The organism is Streptomyces sp. NPDC060031 (assembly GCF_042736805.1).
GTDB lineage: Bacteria > Actinomycetota > Actinomycetes > Streptomycetales > Streptomycetaceae > Streptomyces.
This window is the reverse complement of record NZ_JBHWVM010000022.1, coordinates 37,276-51,454: the sequence shown is the minus strand read 5'-3', so window position 1 is coordinate 51,454 and position 14,179 is coordinate 37,276. Positions and strand designations below refer to the sequence as shown.

The 14,179-nt window shown below is 70.9% G+C and carries 17 protein-coding genes; 14 read left to right on the top strand and 3 right to left on the bottom strand.

The features are described from left to right. The first annotated feature begins 1 nt into the window (after position 1). The 11 genes from ACFWB8_RS12800 (at position 2) to ACFWB8_RS12750 (ending at position 8,244) form a co-directional block, all read left to right on the top strand. A complete protein-coding gene (locus ACFWB8_RS12800; protein ID WP_385225184.1) occupies positions 2 to 370 on the top strand; it encodes a TadE/TadG family type IV pilus assembly protein in 369 nt (122 codons plus the stop codon). Continuing rightward, on the top strand, positions 367 to 756 hold the full coding sequence (locus ACFWB8_RS12795; protein WP_385225182.1) for a TadE/TadG family type IV pilus assembly protein: 390 nt from the start codon (positions 367 to 369) through the stop codon (positions 754 to 756). The genes ACFWB8_RS12800 and ACFWB8_RS12795 overlap by 4 nt, the downstream gene beginning before the upstream one ends. A gap of 2 nt (positions 757 to 758) precedes the next feature. Next, a complete protein-coding gene (locus tag ACFWB8_RS12790; RefSeq protein ID WP_385225180.1) occupies positions 759 to 2,159 on the top strand; it encodes a CpaF family protein in 1,401 nt (466 codons plus the stop codon). Further along, positions 2,156 to 3,094: a type II secretion system F family protein gene (locus tag ACFWB8_RS12785; RefSeq protein ID WP_385225178.1), complete on the top strand. Its 939-nt coding sequence runs from the start codon at positions 2,156 to 2,158 to the stop codon at positions 3,092 to 3,094. The genes ACFWB8_RS12790 and ACFWB8_RS12785 overlap by 4 nt, the downstream gene beginning before the upstream one ends. Positions 3,095 to 3,113: 19 nt before the next feature. After that, positions 3,114 to 4,004, top strand: a complete 891-nt coding sequence (locus tag ACFWB8_RS12780) for a DUF5936 domain-containing protein (protein ID WP_385225274.1) — start codon at positions 3,114 to 3,116, stop codon at positions 4,002 to 4,004. A 120-nt stretch (positions 4,005 to 4,124) separates the two neighbouring features. Next, entirely contained in the window at positions 4,125 to 5,261 is a 1,137-nt protein-coding gene (locus ACFWB8_RS12775) for a sensor histidine kinase (RefSeq protein WP_385225176.1), read from the top strand. Then, positions 5,261 to 5,947 (top strand): response regulator, encoded by a 687-nt coding sequence (locus ACFWB8_RS12770; RefSeq protein ID WP_385225174.1) that lies wholly within the window; start codon positions 5,261 to 5,263, stop codon positions 5,945 to 5,947. Before ACFWB8_RS12775 ends, ACFWB8_RS12770 begins: the two co-directional genes overlap by 1 nt. A gap of 110 nt (positions 5,948 to 6,057) precedes the next feature. Further along, the gene (locus tag ACFWB8_RS12765; RefSeq protein ID WP_385225172.1) at positions 6,058 to 6,303 is read left to right on the top strand and encodes a hypothetical protein; all 246 of its coding nucleotides are present in this window, start codon (positions 6,058 to 6,060) and stop codon (positions 6,301 to 6,303) included. After that, entirely contained in the window at positions 6,303 to 6,938 is a 636-nt protein-coding gene (locus ACFWB8_RS12760; RefSeq protein WP_385225170.1) for a pilus assembly protein TadG-related protein, read from the top strand. The genes ACFWB8_RS12765 and ACFWB8_RS12760 overlap by 1 nt, the downstream gene beginning before the upstream one ends. A gap of 60 nt (positions 6,939 to 6,998) precedes the next feature. Then, positions 6,999 to 7,595: a hypothetical protein gene (locus ACFWB8_RS12755; protein ID WP_385225168.1), complete on the top strand. Its 597-nt coding sequence runs from the start codon at positions 6,999 to 7,001 to the stop codon at positions 7,593 to 7,595. Positions 7,596 to 7,599: 4 nt separating this feature from the next. Then, positions 7,600 to 8,244, top strand: coding sequence for an OmpA family protein (locus ACFWB8_RS12750; RefSeq protein ID WP_385225166.1), 645 nt, complete (start codon positions 7,600 to 7,602; stop codon positions 8,242 to 8,244). A 6-nt stretch (positions 8,245 to 8,250) separates the two neighbouring features. Here ACFWB8_RS12750 and ACFWB8_RS12745 read toward each other — a convergent pair whose 3' ends face one another. Further along, positions 8,251 to 8,793: a TetR/AcrR family transcriptional regulator gene (locus ACFWB8_RS12745; protein WP_385225164.1), complete on the bottom strand. Its 543-nt coding sequence runs from the start codon at positions 8,791 to 8,793 to the stop codon at positions 8,251 to 8,253. Positions 8,794 to 8,889: 96 nt separating this feature from the next. Between ACFWB8_RS12745 and ACFWB8_RS12740 the strand changes: the two genes are divergently transcribed. Next, a complete protein-coding gene (locus ACFWB8_RS12740; RefSeq protein WP_385225162.1) occupies positions 8,890 to 9,312 on the top strand; it encodes a nuclear transport factor 2 family protein in 423 nt (140 codons plus the stop codon). Between the two features lie 283 nt (positions 9,313 to 9,595). On the opposite strand, the gene ACFWB8_RS12735 is transcribed toward ACFWB8_RS12740, so the two are convergent. Both ACFWB8_RS12735 and ACFWB8_RS12730 read right to left on the bottom strand, forming a co-directional pair. After that, on the bottom strand, positions 9,596 to 10,633 hold the full coding sequence (locus ACFWB8_RS12735; RefSeq protein ID WP_385225160.1) for an SGNH/GDSL hydrolase family protein: 1,038 nt from the start codon (positions 10,631 to 10,633) through the stop codon (positions 9,596 to 9,598). A gap of 131 nt (positions 10,634 to 10,764) precedes the next feature. Next, positions 10,765 to 11,343, bottom strand: a complete 579-nt coding sequence (locus ACFWB8_RS12730) for a TetR/AcrR family transcriptional regulator (RefSeq protein WP_385225158.1) — start codon at positions 11,341 to 11,343, stop codon at positions 10,765 to 10,767. 126 nt (positions 11,344 to 11,469) lie between these two features. Between ACFWB8_RS12730 and ACFWB8_RS12725 the strand changes: the two genes are divergently transcribed. Both ACFWB8_RS12725 and ACFWB8_RS12720 read left to right on the top strand, forming a co-directional pair. Beyond that, on the top strand, positions 11,470 to 13,053 hold the full coding sequence (locus tag ACFWB8_RS12725) for an MDR family MFS transporter (protein WP_385225156.1): 1,584 nt from the start codon (positions 11,470 to 11,472) through the stop codon (positions 13,051 to 13,053). Positions 13,054 to 13,328: 275 nt separating this feature from the next. After that, on the top strand, positions 13,329 to 14,159 hold the full coding sequence (locus ACFWB8_RS12720) for a polysaccharide deacetylase family protein (protein ID WP_385225154.1): 831 nt from the start codon (positions 13,329 to 13,331) through the stop codon (positions 14,157 to 14,159). Positions 14,160 to 14,179: the final 20 nt, after the last annotated feature.

Genomic DNA, 14,179 nt, shown 5'->3' with positions numbered 1-14,179 from the left:
GATGCCGGGGCCGAGACGGCTGCGCTCCGACCGGGGGCAGGTGGCGGTGGAGTTCGTCGGCACCGTGCCGCTGATCCTGCTGCTCGTGACGGCGGTGTGGGAGTGCGTCCTGATCGGCTACGCCTTCTCCCTGGCGGGCAACGCGGCCGACGAGGCCGCGCGGGCGGGGGCCGTGAAGGGACCCGGTGCGTGCGCGGCGGCGGCCGGGGAGCACATCTCGGCCGCGTGGGCCCTCACGGTGCGGTGCGAGGAGTCCGGCGACGTCTACCGGGCCACGGTCAGCCTCAACATCCCCGTCCTGTTCCCCGGGCTGGGCTTCGGCGCGATCGACGGCACGGCCGGCGCGGCGATGGAGAGGGAGCGGCCTTGAACCGGAACCCGATGCACCGTGGCCACGCCCCCGTGTGGCGCTCCGACCGCGGCCAGGTCGCCCTCGAATACATCGGCTTCGTGCCGATCCTGCTCTTCGTCGCGCTGTGCGGGATCCAGCTCGGCTGGGTGGCGTACGTCCACGAGCAGGCGGACACGGCCGCCCGTACCGCCGCGCGCGTGGAGGCCCGTAACGGCGACGGCGGTGAGGCGGCGGGCGCCGCCTCGGTGAAGGGCGGCCTGGACATCCGGGTCGTCGTGACCAAGAGCGCCGACGCGGTGACCGCCACCGCGACGATCCGCGTCAACTCCATCGTGCCCGGCCTCGACATCTCGGACGCCGTGGCCACCGCGGTCATGCCCAACGACGACCCGAAGGGACCCTGACGATGAGCCTGCGTTCCCGGGTCAACACCCCCGACGACCGCCACGGCCCCCGCGAGGACGGCCGCCTGGTCTCCTCGTACCGCGCCAAGCTGCTGGAGGAGATCGACCTCGCCGAGATGTCCGCGCTCGCGCCCGCCGAGCGCCGGGCGCGCCTGGAGCGCGTACTCGGCCACATCATCAGCCGCGAGGGGCCCGTCCTCTCCACCGCCGAGCGCGCGCAGCTGATCCGCCGGGTCGTCGACGAGGCCCTCGGGCTCGGCGTGCTCGAACCGCTCCTCGAAGACCCGTCCATCTCCGAGATCATGGTCAACGGCCCCGACCAGATCTTCGTCGAGCGCGGCGGCCGGGTCGAGCAGCTCCCCCTGCGCTTCGCCTCGCACGACCAGCTGATGCAGACCATCGAGCGCATCGTCTCCACCGTCAACCGCCGTGTCGACGAGGCGAATCCGATGGTCGACGCGCGGCTGCCGAGCGGCGAGCGCGTCAACGTCATCATCCCGCCGCTCTCCCTGACCGGCGCCACGCTCACCATCCGCCGCTTCCCGCGCGCCTTCACCCTGCACGAGATGATCGGCCTCGGCTCGCTCGACGAGCAGATGCTGCTCCTGCTGTCCGGCCTGGTCCAGGCGAAGATGAACGTGATCGTCTCCGGCGCCACCGGCACCGGCAAGACCACGCTGCTCAACGCCCTCTCCGGTCTGATCCCCGAGGGTGAGCGGATCATCACCATCGAGGACTCGGCCGAACTCCAGCTCCAGCAGGCCCACGTCATCCGCCTCGAATCCCGGCCGGCGAACGTCGAGGGCAAGGGGCGGATCACCATCCGCGACCTCGTACGCAACTCCCTGCGCATGCGCCCCGACCGCATCATCGTCGGCGAGGTCCGGGGCGGCGAGACGCTCGACATGCTCCAGGCGATGTCCACCGGCCACGACGGCTCCCTGGCCACCGTCCACGCCAACAGCTCGCAGGACGCCCTGATGCGCCTGCAGACGCTCGCCTCCATGTCGGAGGTGGAGATCCCCTTCGAGGCGCTCCAGGACCAGATCAACAGCGCCGTGAACATCGTCGTCCAGCTCACCCGCTTCGGCGACGGCTCGCGCCGCATCACGGAGATCTCCGTCCTCGACTCACACGGCCGCGAGCCCTTCCGCATCATCCCGATCTGCCGGTTCGTGGTCCAGCCGATCGGACCCGACAACCGCGTGCGGGGCTACTTCCAGTACTACCCGCTGCCGCGGCGCGTCGCCGACCGCCTGTACATGAACAACCAGCCGATCCCGCAGGGGTTCGGGGTCGCCGCCCCCCAGTCGGACGACCCCCTCGATCCCCACAACCCCCTTGATCCCCACAACCCCCTCGGCCCCCTGCCCGGCCCCCGCACCACCCGGACCGCCCTGTGAATCCACTGATCCTCCTCACCCTCGGCGCCACGCTGCTGACCTGCGTACTCGTGGTGCTGGGCGTGCACGCGTACGCCGCCGGCCACGCCCAGCGCGCCGCCCTCATCGAACGCCTCTCCGCGAGCGGCGCCCCCGAGCCGATCGGCCGCGGGCGCCGCTTCCGCGGGCTGGACCGGCGGCTGCGCCGCACCCGGCTGGGCCGCCGGATCGAGCTCAAGCTCGCCACGACCGGGCTGGACCTCACGCCGGGGGAGTTCTTCGTCTACATGCTGGGCTCGGTGGCGGGCATCTGGCTGATCGCGGCGTCCCTGCTGGCCCCGTTCTTCGGGCCGGTCGCGGGCCTGATCGGCCTCTGGGCGGCGAACGCGTTCCTCAACTGGCAGCGCACCCGCCGCACGGAACGGTTCATCAACCAGCTCCCCGAACTCGCCCGCATCCTGGCCAACGCCACCCAGGCCGGGCTGGCCCTGCGTACGGCCATCGGCATAGCGGCCGAGGAACTGGAGGCCCCCGCGGGCGAGGAGCTCTCCCGGGTGGCGGACCGCCTCGCGGTGGGCCACTCCATCGAGGAGTCCCTGGGGGAGCTGACGCAGCGCCTCCCGTCGCGCGAACTGGTCGTCCTGGTCTCCACCCTCGTCCTGTCGGCCCGCGCGGGAGGCGCGATCGTGGGCAGCCTGCGCAACCTCACGGTGACCCTGGAGCAGCGCAAGGAGACCCGGCGCGAGATCCGTACGCAGCTGTCCCAGGTGACGGTGACGGCGTACCTGGTCCCGGCGATCGGACTCGGGTCGCTGCTGCTGGTGAACCAGATGATGCCGGGCGCGCTGGACCGCATGACCGGGGCCTTCCTCGGTCAGACGGCGGTGCTGGTCTCCCTGGGCCTGTTCACGCTGGGGTTCGTGCTCATCCGCCGGCTGTCCAAGATCGACGTGTGAGGGGGACAGGGACACCGTGATCGCTCTTCTCCTCGCCCTGGCCGTGGCGGTGTCCGTCTTCGGCGCCTTCCACGGCCTGCGCCTCTACCGGGCGGACGTCAAACTCCCCACCGACCTCGCGCTCGCCCTCGAAGTCGGCGCCACGCGTACGACGGCGGTCGGCTCGGCCGTGGACCGGCTCGGCATCCGGTACGCCCCGCTGGTGCTGCGCCTGATGGGCCGCGGCCGAGTGGCCCGCAAGCGCCGCCAGATCGACATGGCCGGAAACCCGGCCGGTCTCACCATCGACCGGTACGCGGCGCGGCGCGCGGTGTACGGGTTCCTCGGCGCGCTCGGCGCGGTCTCGATGCTGCTCAACGACCAGCTGGTGCCGGCGCTGCTGATGGTCGCCTTCGGGTTCTTCTGGATCGAGGCCGGCCTGTGGTCGGCGATCCGCATGCGCCGCGACCACATCGAGCGGACACTGCCGGACTTCCTGGACGTGCTGGCCGTCGTGGTGAGCGCCGGTCTCGGCTTCCGGCAGGCGCTGGACCGGGTGGCGGCCAAGTACGAGGGCCCGTGGGCCGACGAGATCCGCATCACCCTGCAGCAGATGGACATGGGAGTCAGCCGTCGCCAGGCCTTCGACGACCTGCGGCGGCGCAACGACTCCGAGCAGGTCGCGCAGTTCGTCACCGCCCTGCAGCAGGGCGAGGAGCTGGGCTCCCCGATCGTGGACACCCTCATCGCCATCGCCGAGGACATGCGGCGTACGGACGCGCAGAACGCCCGGCGGCGCGCCGCCCGGGCCGTGCCCAAGGCCACCTTCGCCGTCACCGTGTTCATGCTGCCGGGGACCCTGATCCTGCTCGTCTGCGGCTTCGTCTACGGGGCGAACGTGGACTTCGGCGCGATGCTCGGGGGCGGGTGAGCCATGGCGGCCATCGACCTCTCGTCGGCGGGCCGGGCCGGGGTGCGCGCGGCCTCGGCGGCTCGTTCGCCTTCGCCTCCGCCTCCGCCTCCGCCCGCGTCTCCCTCCCCGGCACTCCAGGTGAACGCGCTCCAGGCCCTGTGCCGCCGGGTCTTCGCGTTCCGGCTGGTGATGATCGGCCTGGGGGCGCCGCTGGCCCTGGGGCGCACCGCGCGCGGGGGGCCGACGTACCTCGTGGCCGGCGCGATCCTCCTCACCTTCATGCTCTCGTACGCGCTCTTCCGCGACTGGGAGCGCTTCGGGCCGCTGCTGCTGCGCCACCGCTGGCTGCTGGCGGCGGACATGGCCTTCAGCGCCCTGCTCCTGGTCACCGCCACCCCCTCGTCGCCGCTCGCCTTCGTGTCGGTCTGCACTCCGCTGCTGGCCGGGCTGCTCTACGGCTGGCGCGGCTCGGCGCTGTACGCGGCCGTCCAGGCGGTCGTGGTGGCCGCGGTGGCGGGCGGGCCGGTGCTGGCCGCCCTGTGCGTACTGGCCGGCGCGGCGGGGGTGTGCCTGCGGGACCTGCTCTTCCGCTTCGGGGCGGCGGGGCGGGCCCTGACCGAGACCCGGGCCCGCCTGGCGGTGGCCGAGGCGGTCCGGGCCGAACGGGACCACCTCGCGCGCGAGATGCACGACTCGGTGTCGAAGACCCTGCACGGCCTGGCACTGGCCGCGGACGCCCTCGCCCGCACCACGGACCCGGCGGCGGTCCGCCGCCAGGCCGAATCGGTGGCGCACGCGGCCCGTCGCGCGGCGGCGGAGTCCCGCGAGCTCCTGACGGACCTGCGGCGGGATCTGGACGCGCCGGGGGTCTCGTTGCTGGGCGAACTGCGCGGGCTCGCGCAGGGAGCGGAGCTGCGGGCCGTGGGCGTCCTGCCGGTGGTCCCGGGCGCGGTGGCACGCCACTTGCTGTCGATGGCCGCGGAGGCCCTGGAGAACGCCCGCCGGCACGCGGGGGCTTCGCGCATCGACATCGAGGCGGCCGTCTGCGCCACGCACCTGACCCTGACGATCGAGGACGACGGCCGCGGCCTGCCGGACGGCGGAGCGGATCTGCCCTCCTTGCCGGGCCGGGGGCACTTCGGCCTGCTGGGCATGGCGGAACGCGCGGCGGCGATCGGGGCCCGCCTCGACATCGGCGCCCGCCCGTCCGGCCCGGGCACCCGGGTCCGCGTGGCCCTCCCGCTGGCGGCCCTGACCCGGGAAGGGGGCCGGTGATGATCCCGCTCAGCGTCCTGATCGCCGACGACAACCCGGTCGTACGGGCGGGCCTGGCTGCCCTGCTGGCCACGGTCGACGACCTGGAGGTCGTCGCCCAGGCGGTGGACGGCCGCGAGGCCCTGCACCTCACCCGGCTGCACGCCCCGGACGTGATCCTGCTCGACGTCCGCATGCCGGGCGTCGACGGCATCTCGGCACTCCCGCACCTGGTCCGCCTCGCCCCGGTGCTGATGCTGACGTACAGCCGGGAAGCGGAGATCGTCCGCGAGGCGCTCCTGCTGGGCGCGGGCGGGTACCTGGTCCACGGCGAGTTCACGCCGGACCACCTGGTCACGGCGGTCCGCGACGTCTGCGCGGGCCGCGCCCACTTCAGCCCGACGGCGGCGAGCGCGGTGCTCGCGGAACTCAGGACCTCTTCGCATCCGCAACGGACTGTGGCACAGTCTTCTGAGCGCCTGCACAACTCGCTTGCCTTCGGGCTGAGTTCCAGGGAGGTGGAGATCATGGACCTGATCGCGTCCGGGATGAGCAACCAGCAGATCGCCGCCACCTGCTTCATCAGCGAGAAGACGGTCAAGAACCACATCAACCGCATCTTCGCCAAACTCCACAGCACGACCCGCAGCGAGGCAATAGCCCGCTGGCTGGGAACAGCCCATCCGGGGGTGGCTGGACATGGGTAGACGCCATGCGCAGTGGGTCCGTATTTGGGCCCCGGGACCCTTGGTAACGACCCGTGACTCGCCGTACCGTCCGCAAATCGACGGCGGTACCGGACCGGGAGGGAACCCCCATGTCACAGCATGTGGTGCTGAAAGCAACGGTCGACGCGAAGATCCGTCTGACCGACTGGACGGACACGGCGGTCGCAAGGATCCGCAGGCGCTACGCGAATCAGGACCGGGGGCAGACCGCGTTCGAGTACCTGGGGATCATCCTGGTGGTCGTCGTGATCATCGGAGCGATCGTCGGTTCGGGCGTGGGCTCGGAGATCACCAAGCGCATCAAGGAAGCGGTGAAGAACATCAAGGCCGGCTAGTGGCCGCGTGGGTGAAGCGCGGGTGCGACCGGGGGCAGGCCTTTCCCGTCTACGTGGTGGTGGTGGCGGGCCTGCTCTTCGCCGCGCTCGCCTTCTTCGTCATCGGCCAGGCGGCGGTCACGCGCAGCGATGCGCAGGGGGCCGCCGACGCAGCGGCCCTGGCGGCGGCGCGCAGCGCCAGGGACCACCTGGTTCCCGGGGTGACTCTTGCCGATCTCCAGCCCAAGGACTGGGAGGACGTCGTCAACGGGAAGCTCTTCGACATGACCGGGGCCTGCGGGCAGGCGAAGGCGTTCGCGGGGAAGAACGAGGCCAAGGCGACCTGCAGCCGCGCGGCCCTGAGCTTCACGGTCAAGGTGGAGACGAACGGCACGGTGGGGGATTCGGTGATTCCGGGAACGGGCGCCATGCACGGAACGGCCGACGCCACCGCGGTGATCGAGCCTCGCTGTCATCTTGAGCGGCCGTCCGGCGATGCGGGTGGGCAGCCCTCGCCTGCCGATGGCGGGGAGCCGAAGCCCGGGCCCATCAAGATCGCGTGCAAGGGCGGAGAGGGAATCACCTTCGATCCTTCGAAGCCTGATCCTTGGCGCACGTTGGGGAGAAAGCTCTTCGAGGTGCGCCTGACCGCTTGACCCGCCTGACTGCCTCATCGACCGACCGGCAGCCGAACGAACGACAAGGAAGCAGTGCAGATGAGCATGCGGCACACGGTGAAAGCCCGCGGGGGAGCGGCCGTTGCGGTTGCGGCGGTCTTGGCCCTCACGTTGGCCGGATGCGGTGACGATGGCGGTGGTGACGACAAGTCGAAGGACCCGCAGAAGTCCGCGGCGCCTCAGCCCCAAGGGGCAGGATCGCAGGCGCCTGTTCCGAGCAAGGGCCAGAGCTCGGAACCGACCGAGGTCATCGCCACCCTGACCGGTGAGGCCGGTGTGACCCTGGCGGTCAACTCGGTACGGCGGGAGGCCGGTGGCTTCGTCACCATCAACGGACAGATCAAGAACACGGGCAGCCAGTCGTACCAGAACACCGCCGCCTGGCGCGGGGTTGAGCTGAACGGCACCGGGGAATCGGTGGCGGGGGCAACCCTGGTCGACAAGGCGGGCAAGAAGCGCTACTACGTACTTCGGGACACCGAGTCCCGCTGTCTCTGCACCACGGGGATCTCCAGCGTCGACCCGGGTCAGGTGGTCCCCTTCTTCGCTCAGTTCCCGGCGCCGCCGACCACCACCACCGAGGTCGAGTTCACGCTTCCCACCTTCGCCACGGCCACCGTCAAGATTTCAGGGTGACGCCATGACCGATCTGACCGGACGCCCTCGAGCAGCCGCCGCCACGGCCATCGTCGGGCTCGTCATCGCCGGGGGGCACCTCATCGGTGCGACCGGTGCGTACGCCGACGGCGTTCAGCCTTCCGTGCCGCCCGGGACGGAGCCTTCGGCGGCCGCGCCCGTGGCCATCGACTCCAATTCGCCCGGGTTGAAGATCCCCCAGGGCGGGACCCTCGCGCCGGTCAAGGTGCTCGACATCGCAGAGGTCGTCGAAGACCTCGGCGGGGAGCAGCGGCGGCAGGAGACCAATCAGACCGTCATGATGGCGCTGCAGTCCGAGGTGCTCTTCCCCGAGAACAGTGCAGTCTTCAACGCGCAGGCGGCCGCCCGGATACAGGCCATCGGCAACGAGATCAACCAGCAGAAGGCGACCCGCGTCCGGGTCTTCGGGTTCACCGACGACCAGGGGAGTTACGAGCACGGGCAGGAGCTCTCCAAGCAGCGCGCCGACGCCGTGCAGGCCGAGCTGGCCAAGACCGTCACCAATCCGGGCGTGGTCTTCGACGTGCGCGGCTACAGCGAGGACTACCCGATCGCCGACAACGGCACCGAGGAAGGCCGCAAGAAGAACCGCCGGGTCGAGATCACCTTCCCCCGCAGCGTCCCCTAGCGCGCGTCAGTGCGCCCGGCCGCCGATCAGGGCGGCGGCGGCCTCGCCCGCGCGTCTGGCCGGGGCGGGGCCGGGGTCGAGGGCGGCGACCGCCGTCGCGCCCTCGACCAGGATCAGCAGCTGGTCGGCCAGTTCGTCCCGCCCGGAGCCGGCCAGTTCGGCCAGCAGGGCCCGCAGTTCCGCCTTGTGGCGGCGTACGAGGTCCAGGATTCCGGAGGGGCCCGCGCCCAGTTCCCCGTACGCGTTCAGGAAGGCGCAGCCCCGGAAGTCCGGCTCCGAGAACCACTGGGCCAGCCAGTCGAAGACGGCCGCGACGGGGTCGGGGGCCCCGGCCGCCGCGTCGCGCAGGCTGGTCATCCAGCGGCGGTCGCGGCGTTCCAGGTATGCGGTGACCAGGGCTTCCTTCGCGGGGAAGACCCGGTAGAGCCGCTTGAGCGGTACTCCGGACTCGGCGCGGATGCGGTCCATGCCGACGGCCTGGATGCCGTCGGCGTAGAACAGCGCCTCCGCCGCGTCCAGCAGGCGGGTCCGGGCCTCTTCGTCGTCCATGAGGGCAGCGTAGTCCAGTTTCGCTTGCGGTGAGAACGTGCGTTCTCTACGGTGGGAACGCACGTTCTCGCCGCCGTGTCACGAGAGGTGACCACCATGACCGCTGCCGCCGTACGCCCGCCCCTGCCGCCCTTCACCGAAGAGAGCGCCCGCGCCAAGGTCCAGGCGGCCGAGGACGCCTGGAACAGCCGCGACCCCGAACGCGTCGCCCTCGCCTATAGCGAGGACTCGGTCTGGCGCAATCGCGACCGCTTCCTCACCGGCCGCGCCGAGATCCGGGCCTTCCTCGCCGACAAGTGGGAGCGCGAGCTCGACTACCGGCTGCGCAAGGAGCTGTGGGCGTACACCGGCAACCGCATCTCGGTCCGCTTCGAGTACGAGTGGCACGACGCCGCCGGCCAGTGGTGGCGCAGCCACGGCAACGAGCAGTGGGAGTTCGACGAGGCCGGCCTGATGCGCCGCCGCGAGGCCAGCATCAACGACATCCCGATCGCCGGGCAGGACCGCCGCATCGGGTGATGATGACCTTCCGAACCCCTTCGCGGACGAGCTGGCCGACCCGGCCCGGGCCTCCCTCGACCTCGCCGGACTCTCCCGCTACGCGGGCCCCGCCCTGCTGACCACGGGTAGCGGGAGCCCGGCGTGGTTCCCCGTGATCCTCGCCGAACTCGCCCCCGCGCTCGGCCGGGTACGGGTGCGGACGCTGGAGGGGGAAGGCCACGCCCCCACGTCGCCCACCCGGACCGCTACGCCGACACCCTCGCCGCCCTCATCGGCGCGACCGCCTGAGCACGTACACGGGTCATCTCCTGACCGCCCCCATCGCGGTCAGCGCCCGGGTGACGAGGTCGGCCTGGTGGGTGGCGCCGCGCAGGTTGGGGTGCAGGACGGTGCAGGCCTCGCCCCTGCCCGGGATGGAGCGACAGGTCTGCGAGGGCGGGTCGCTCTGGCCGCCAGGGCCGGTCAGGCTGTCCTTGATCCCGTACATCCAGCGCTGGCCGGCCGCCGCGCAGACCCCGTGCCCGGTACTGGAGGCGTACGTGTCGACGTACACCGCGCCGCCCCGCCGCGCCTGCTCGCGCAGGACGGTGTTGAGCCGCCGCTCCAGGGTGTCGAGCCAGGGCATGTCCCCCTTGGCGACCGTGCCCAGTTGGTGCCAGGCGCCGAAGTCGCAGCCGGCACGGTCGTCCACGACGGCCGGGTACCCCACGACCGCGACCTTGGCGTGCGGGGCGCGCGAGCGGATGTCCTTCAGCGCGGTCGCGAAATCGGCCTCCAGGGCGGTGAACCGTGCGTCGAGGCGGGAGGCGGCCTCGCCGCGCGTGTAGTGGCTGGCGCAGGGGCGGCCCATGCCGAAGGCGACCAGGCCCCGTTTCACGCAGGTCTCGACGATGTCGGCGAAGCCGATGGAATTGCCGCCGATCCCGAGCGTGACGAGGTCCGTGCCGGCGGAAAGCGCCGTGACCTGCGCCGGCTTGGCGGCCCACCCGCCCGGCGGTGGCACGGACGGCGGCCCCTTCAGCTCGGACTGGGGCGCCAGGACCCCGGCTCTGATCTCGGCGGCGGAACAGGTGGCATCGGTGAGCCGCAGCTTGAGCCGCCGGGCCGTCTGGCGCGGGTAGTTCTGCTCGGAGCGCCCGCACCCGTCGTCGGTCCACGGCCGTACGAAGGAGCCGGCGCTGTAGGAGTCGCCCAGGGCGACGTAGTCGAGATCGGCGACCGGGGCGGCGTGAGCAGGCGCCGAGGCCGTGGCCGGCGCGGTGGCGGTGGCGGTGGTGATGGCGGCGACGAGCGCGGCGGTGGCGAGGGCAGCGGCGGCGAGGGCGGAGCGGAGCATCATGGCGGGTCCTTCGGCTCAGGCGCCGGGCGGCCCGTCCGGCCAGCGCACCTCACCAAAAGTAGCCGACATGATTACGGAGAGTAGCGGTCCTTGCCTCAAACTCCCGGATCGAGTGAACCGACCCCCGACGGCTACACCTCCTGGTGCGCCTGCGTGATGAGGTCCGTCGCGACCTCCAGGGCCGCCTGCCGGGTCTCCTCCGGGTCGCCCTCCACGTGCTGGAGGAACATCATCCCCGCGTGCAGAGTGAACAGCGCGCTCACGCACCGCACTTGGTTCGTCAGCGGCCCGTCCTCCGTGCGGAGCAGCTCCACCAGGGCGAAGAGCCGCTTCTTGACCGTCTCCCCGATGCTCAGCTCCCGCATCGTCGCCTGGTTCTCCTGCATGAAGCGGTACAGCGACGCACCGCCCGCCATCGCCTCGCTGTAGCGGCGCAGGACCTCGCGCTTCATCTCCAGCGTGCGCGGCTGCTGCTCCGCCCACTCGATCAGCTCGTCGATCGGCCGCGTGACGTCGTCGAAGATGCTGATGATGATGTCTTCCTTGGTCTTGAAGTGGTAGTACAGCGCCGCCTTCGTGACCTCCAGCCGCTCCGCGATCTCGCGCAGCGACGTCTTCTCGTAACCCTGCTCGGCGAAGAGCTCCAGCGCGACGTCCTGGATGCGCTGGCCCGTGTTGCCACGGCGCTGCTGCGGACTGCTGCTGGACATGGCTCTCCCAAAGAATTACTTACTTGACGCCCGGCTAGTTACGGGTCTACCTTCCCCAGTGTAGTGAACTAGCCGGGCGGCAAGTAAGTGCCGGGTGCGGGTGCGTGCGGTACAGGGGAGTGGAACATGGTCGAGATGACGAAGACGGCGGAGACCTCGGAGGAGGTGAAGCCGCGCAGCGTACGGGTCGTCCTGATGGCGCTCATGATCGCAATGTTGCTGGCCATGCTGGACAACATGATCATCGGTACCGCGATGCCCACGATCGTCGGCGAGCTCGGCGGCCTGGAGCACCTGTCCTGGGTGGTCACCGCCTACACGCTGGCCACGGCCGCCTCGACCCCCATCTGGGGCAAGATCGGCGACATGTACGGGCGGAAGGGCTCCTTCCTCACCTCGATCGTGATCTTCCTGATCGGCTCCGCGCTCAGCGGCATGGCCCAGGACATGGGTCAGCTCATCGGCTTCCGCGCCATCCAGGGCCTCGGCGCCGGTGGCCTGATGGTCGGCGTGATGGCGATCATCGGCGACCTGATCCCGCCCCGTGAGCGCGGCAAGTACCAGGGCATGATGGCCGGCGTGATGGCCCTCGCGATGATCGGCGGACCGCTGGTCGGCGGCACGATCACCGACCACATGGGCTGGCGCTGGTCCTTCTACATCAACCTCCCGCTCGGTGCCGTGGCCCTCGCCATGGTGACCGCGGTGCTGCACCTGCCCAAGAAGAAGGCCCAGGGGCAGATCGACTACCTCGGAGCGGCGCTCCTGACCGTCGCGATCACCTCCACCGTGCTGGTCACCACTTGGGGCGGGACCGAGTACGCCTGGGGTTCGGTCGAGATCATCGGCCTGATCATCGTCGGCATCGTGTCCATCGCCGCGTTCATCTACGCCGAGACCAAGGCCGCCGAGCCGGTCATGCCGCTGCACATCTTCCGCAGCCGCAACTTCACCCTCATGTCCGTGATCGGCTTCCTGGTCGGTTTCGCGATGTTCGGCGGCGTGCTCTACCTGCCGCTCTTCCAGCAGTCGGTGCAGGGCGCCTCCGCCACCAACTCCGGCCTGCTGCTCCTGCCGATGCTGCTCTCGATGATGGTCGTCTCGCTGATCGCGGGCCGCATCACCACCAACAGCGGCAAGTACAAGATCTTCCCGATAGTCGGTGGCGCGCTCATGGTCGTCGGGCTCTTCCTGCTCGCGACGATGGACACCGGCACCAGCCGCCTGATGTCCGGCGTGTACATGGCCGTCCTCGGCGCCGGCCTCGGCTTCCTGATGCAGATCACCATGCTGGTCGCGCAGAACAGCGTCGAGATGAAGGACATGGGTGTCGCGTCCTCCTCGGCCACCCTGTTCCGTACGCTCGGCGGCTCCTTCGGCGTCGCGCTGATGGGCTCCCTCTTCACCAGTCAGGTCACGGACACCATGTCCGACCGCCTCGGGCCGCAGGCCGCGCAGGCCGCCGGGTCCGCCCAGCTGGACGCGGCGAGCCTGGCGAAGCTGCCGGAGGCCGTACGCGACGCCTACCAGCACGCGGTCGCCGCGGGTACGCACTCGGCGTTCCTGCTCGGCGCGGGCATCGCCGTACTGGGCTTCCTGGCGGCCTGGTTCGTCAAGGAGGTCCCGCTGCGGGGCGCCGGCCCGGCCCAGGGCGACAGCGCCCCGGGCGAGGCCCAGGCGGCCCAGGCTCCGCAGGCGATCGCCCACTGAGCCCTCGCCGCACCGCCCGGCACGCGACAGACCGGCCCGGCCCCGACGGATGGACACATCCGCGGGGACCGGGCCGGTCTGTCGTGCGTGGAGGGGGATGCACAGGCGTCGGGCTCGGTGTCAGCGGCAGCCGTCCCCCGGACTGGAATTCAGGACAATGAAGGACCAAAGTCCCATTACCTGGAATTTATGGGGGAATTAGCTGGAACTCCTCCGCGCCGCGAAGCGTCCTGACCAGGGAGACGCTCACAAAGGCGGATGGGAGTGGACATCTGATGACCCGTACGGACAAGCCCGGCGCGGTGCGGAGCCTCACGCAGGGCGCCAAGGCCCGAATAGCCATCGCGGCAGCGGCCGTGGCCCTGGCGGCTACCGTGTGGGGAGTGGCGACCGTCGTCGAGCCGGGCCGTCACCCACGCGACGGGAACGCCTCCCGGCAGTCGGACGACCCGGCGAATCCCGGCTCTCCCGGGTCACCGCAGCAGGTGCCCGACGGGCTGACCCACGACTCGGAGAGCGGCAGGGACGCCGTCAACATCACCATCGACGACGGGCCCGACCCCCAGTGGACCCCGAAGGTCCTCCAGGTACTGAAGAAGTACGACGTGAAGGCGACCTTCTGCATGATCGGCCCGCAGGCCAGGGACCACCCGGACCTGGTCAAGGAGGTCGTCGCGGGAGGTCACCGGCTGTGCGACCACACCATGGACCACGACGTGAGGATGGACAAGAAGCCCCTGGAGTACCAGGAGAAGCAGATCCTCGACGCGAAGAAGCTGATCGAGCAGGCCGCGGGCGACGGGGTCAAGGTGGAGTACTACCGCGCCCCCGGCGGCGCGTTCACCCCCGACAGCCGGCGCATCGCCGCGGCGCACGGCATGCGCCCGCTGGGCTGGAACGTCGACAGCAAGGACTTCAGCAAACCGGGCGCCGCGGCCATCGTCAACACCGTCAAGAACGAGATCAGGAACGGTCAGACCGTCCTCTTCCACGACGGCGGAGGCAACCGCTCCCAGACCGTCGACGCCCTCGACCAGGTGCTGTCCTGGCTCAAGGCGGAGGGCCGGCCGACCGGCTTCCCGGTCCGCACCGGCCCCTCGTCCTGACCGCGTCCCGGCCCGTCCGG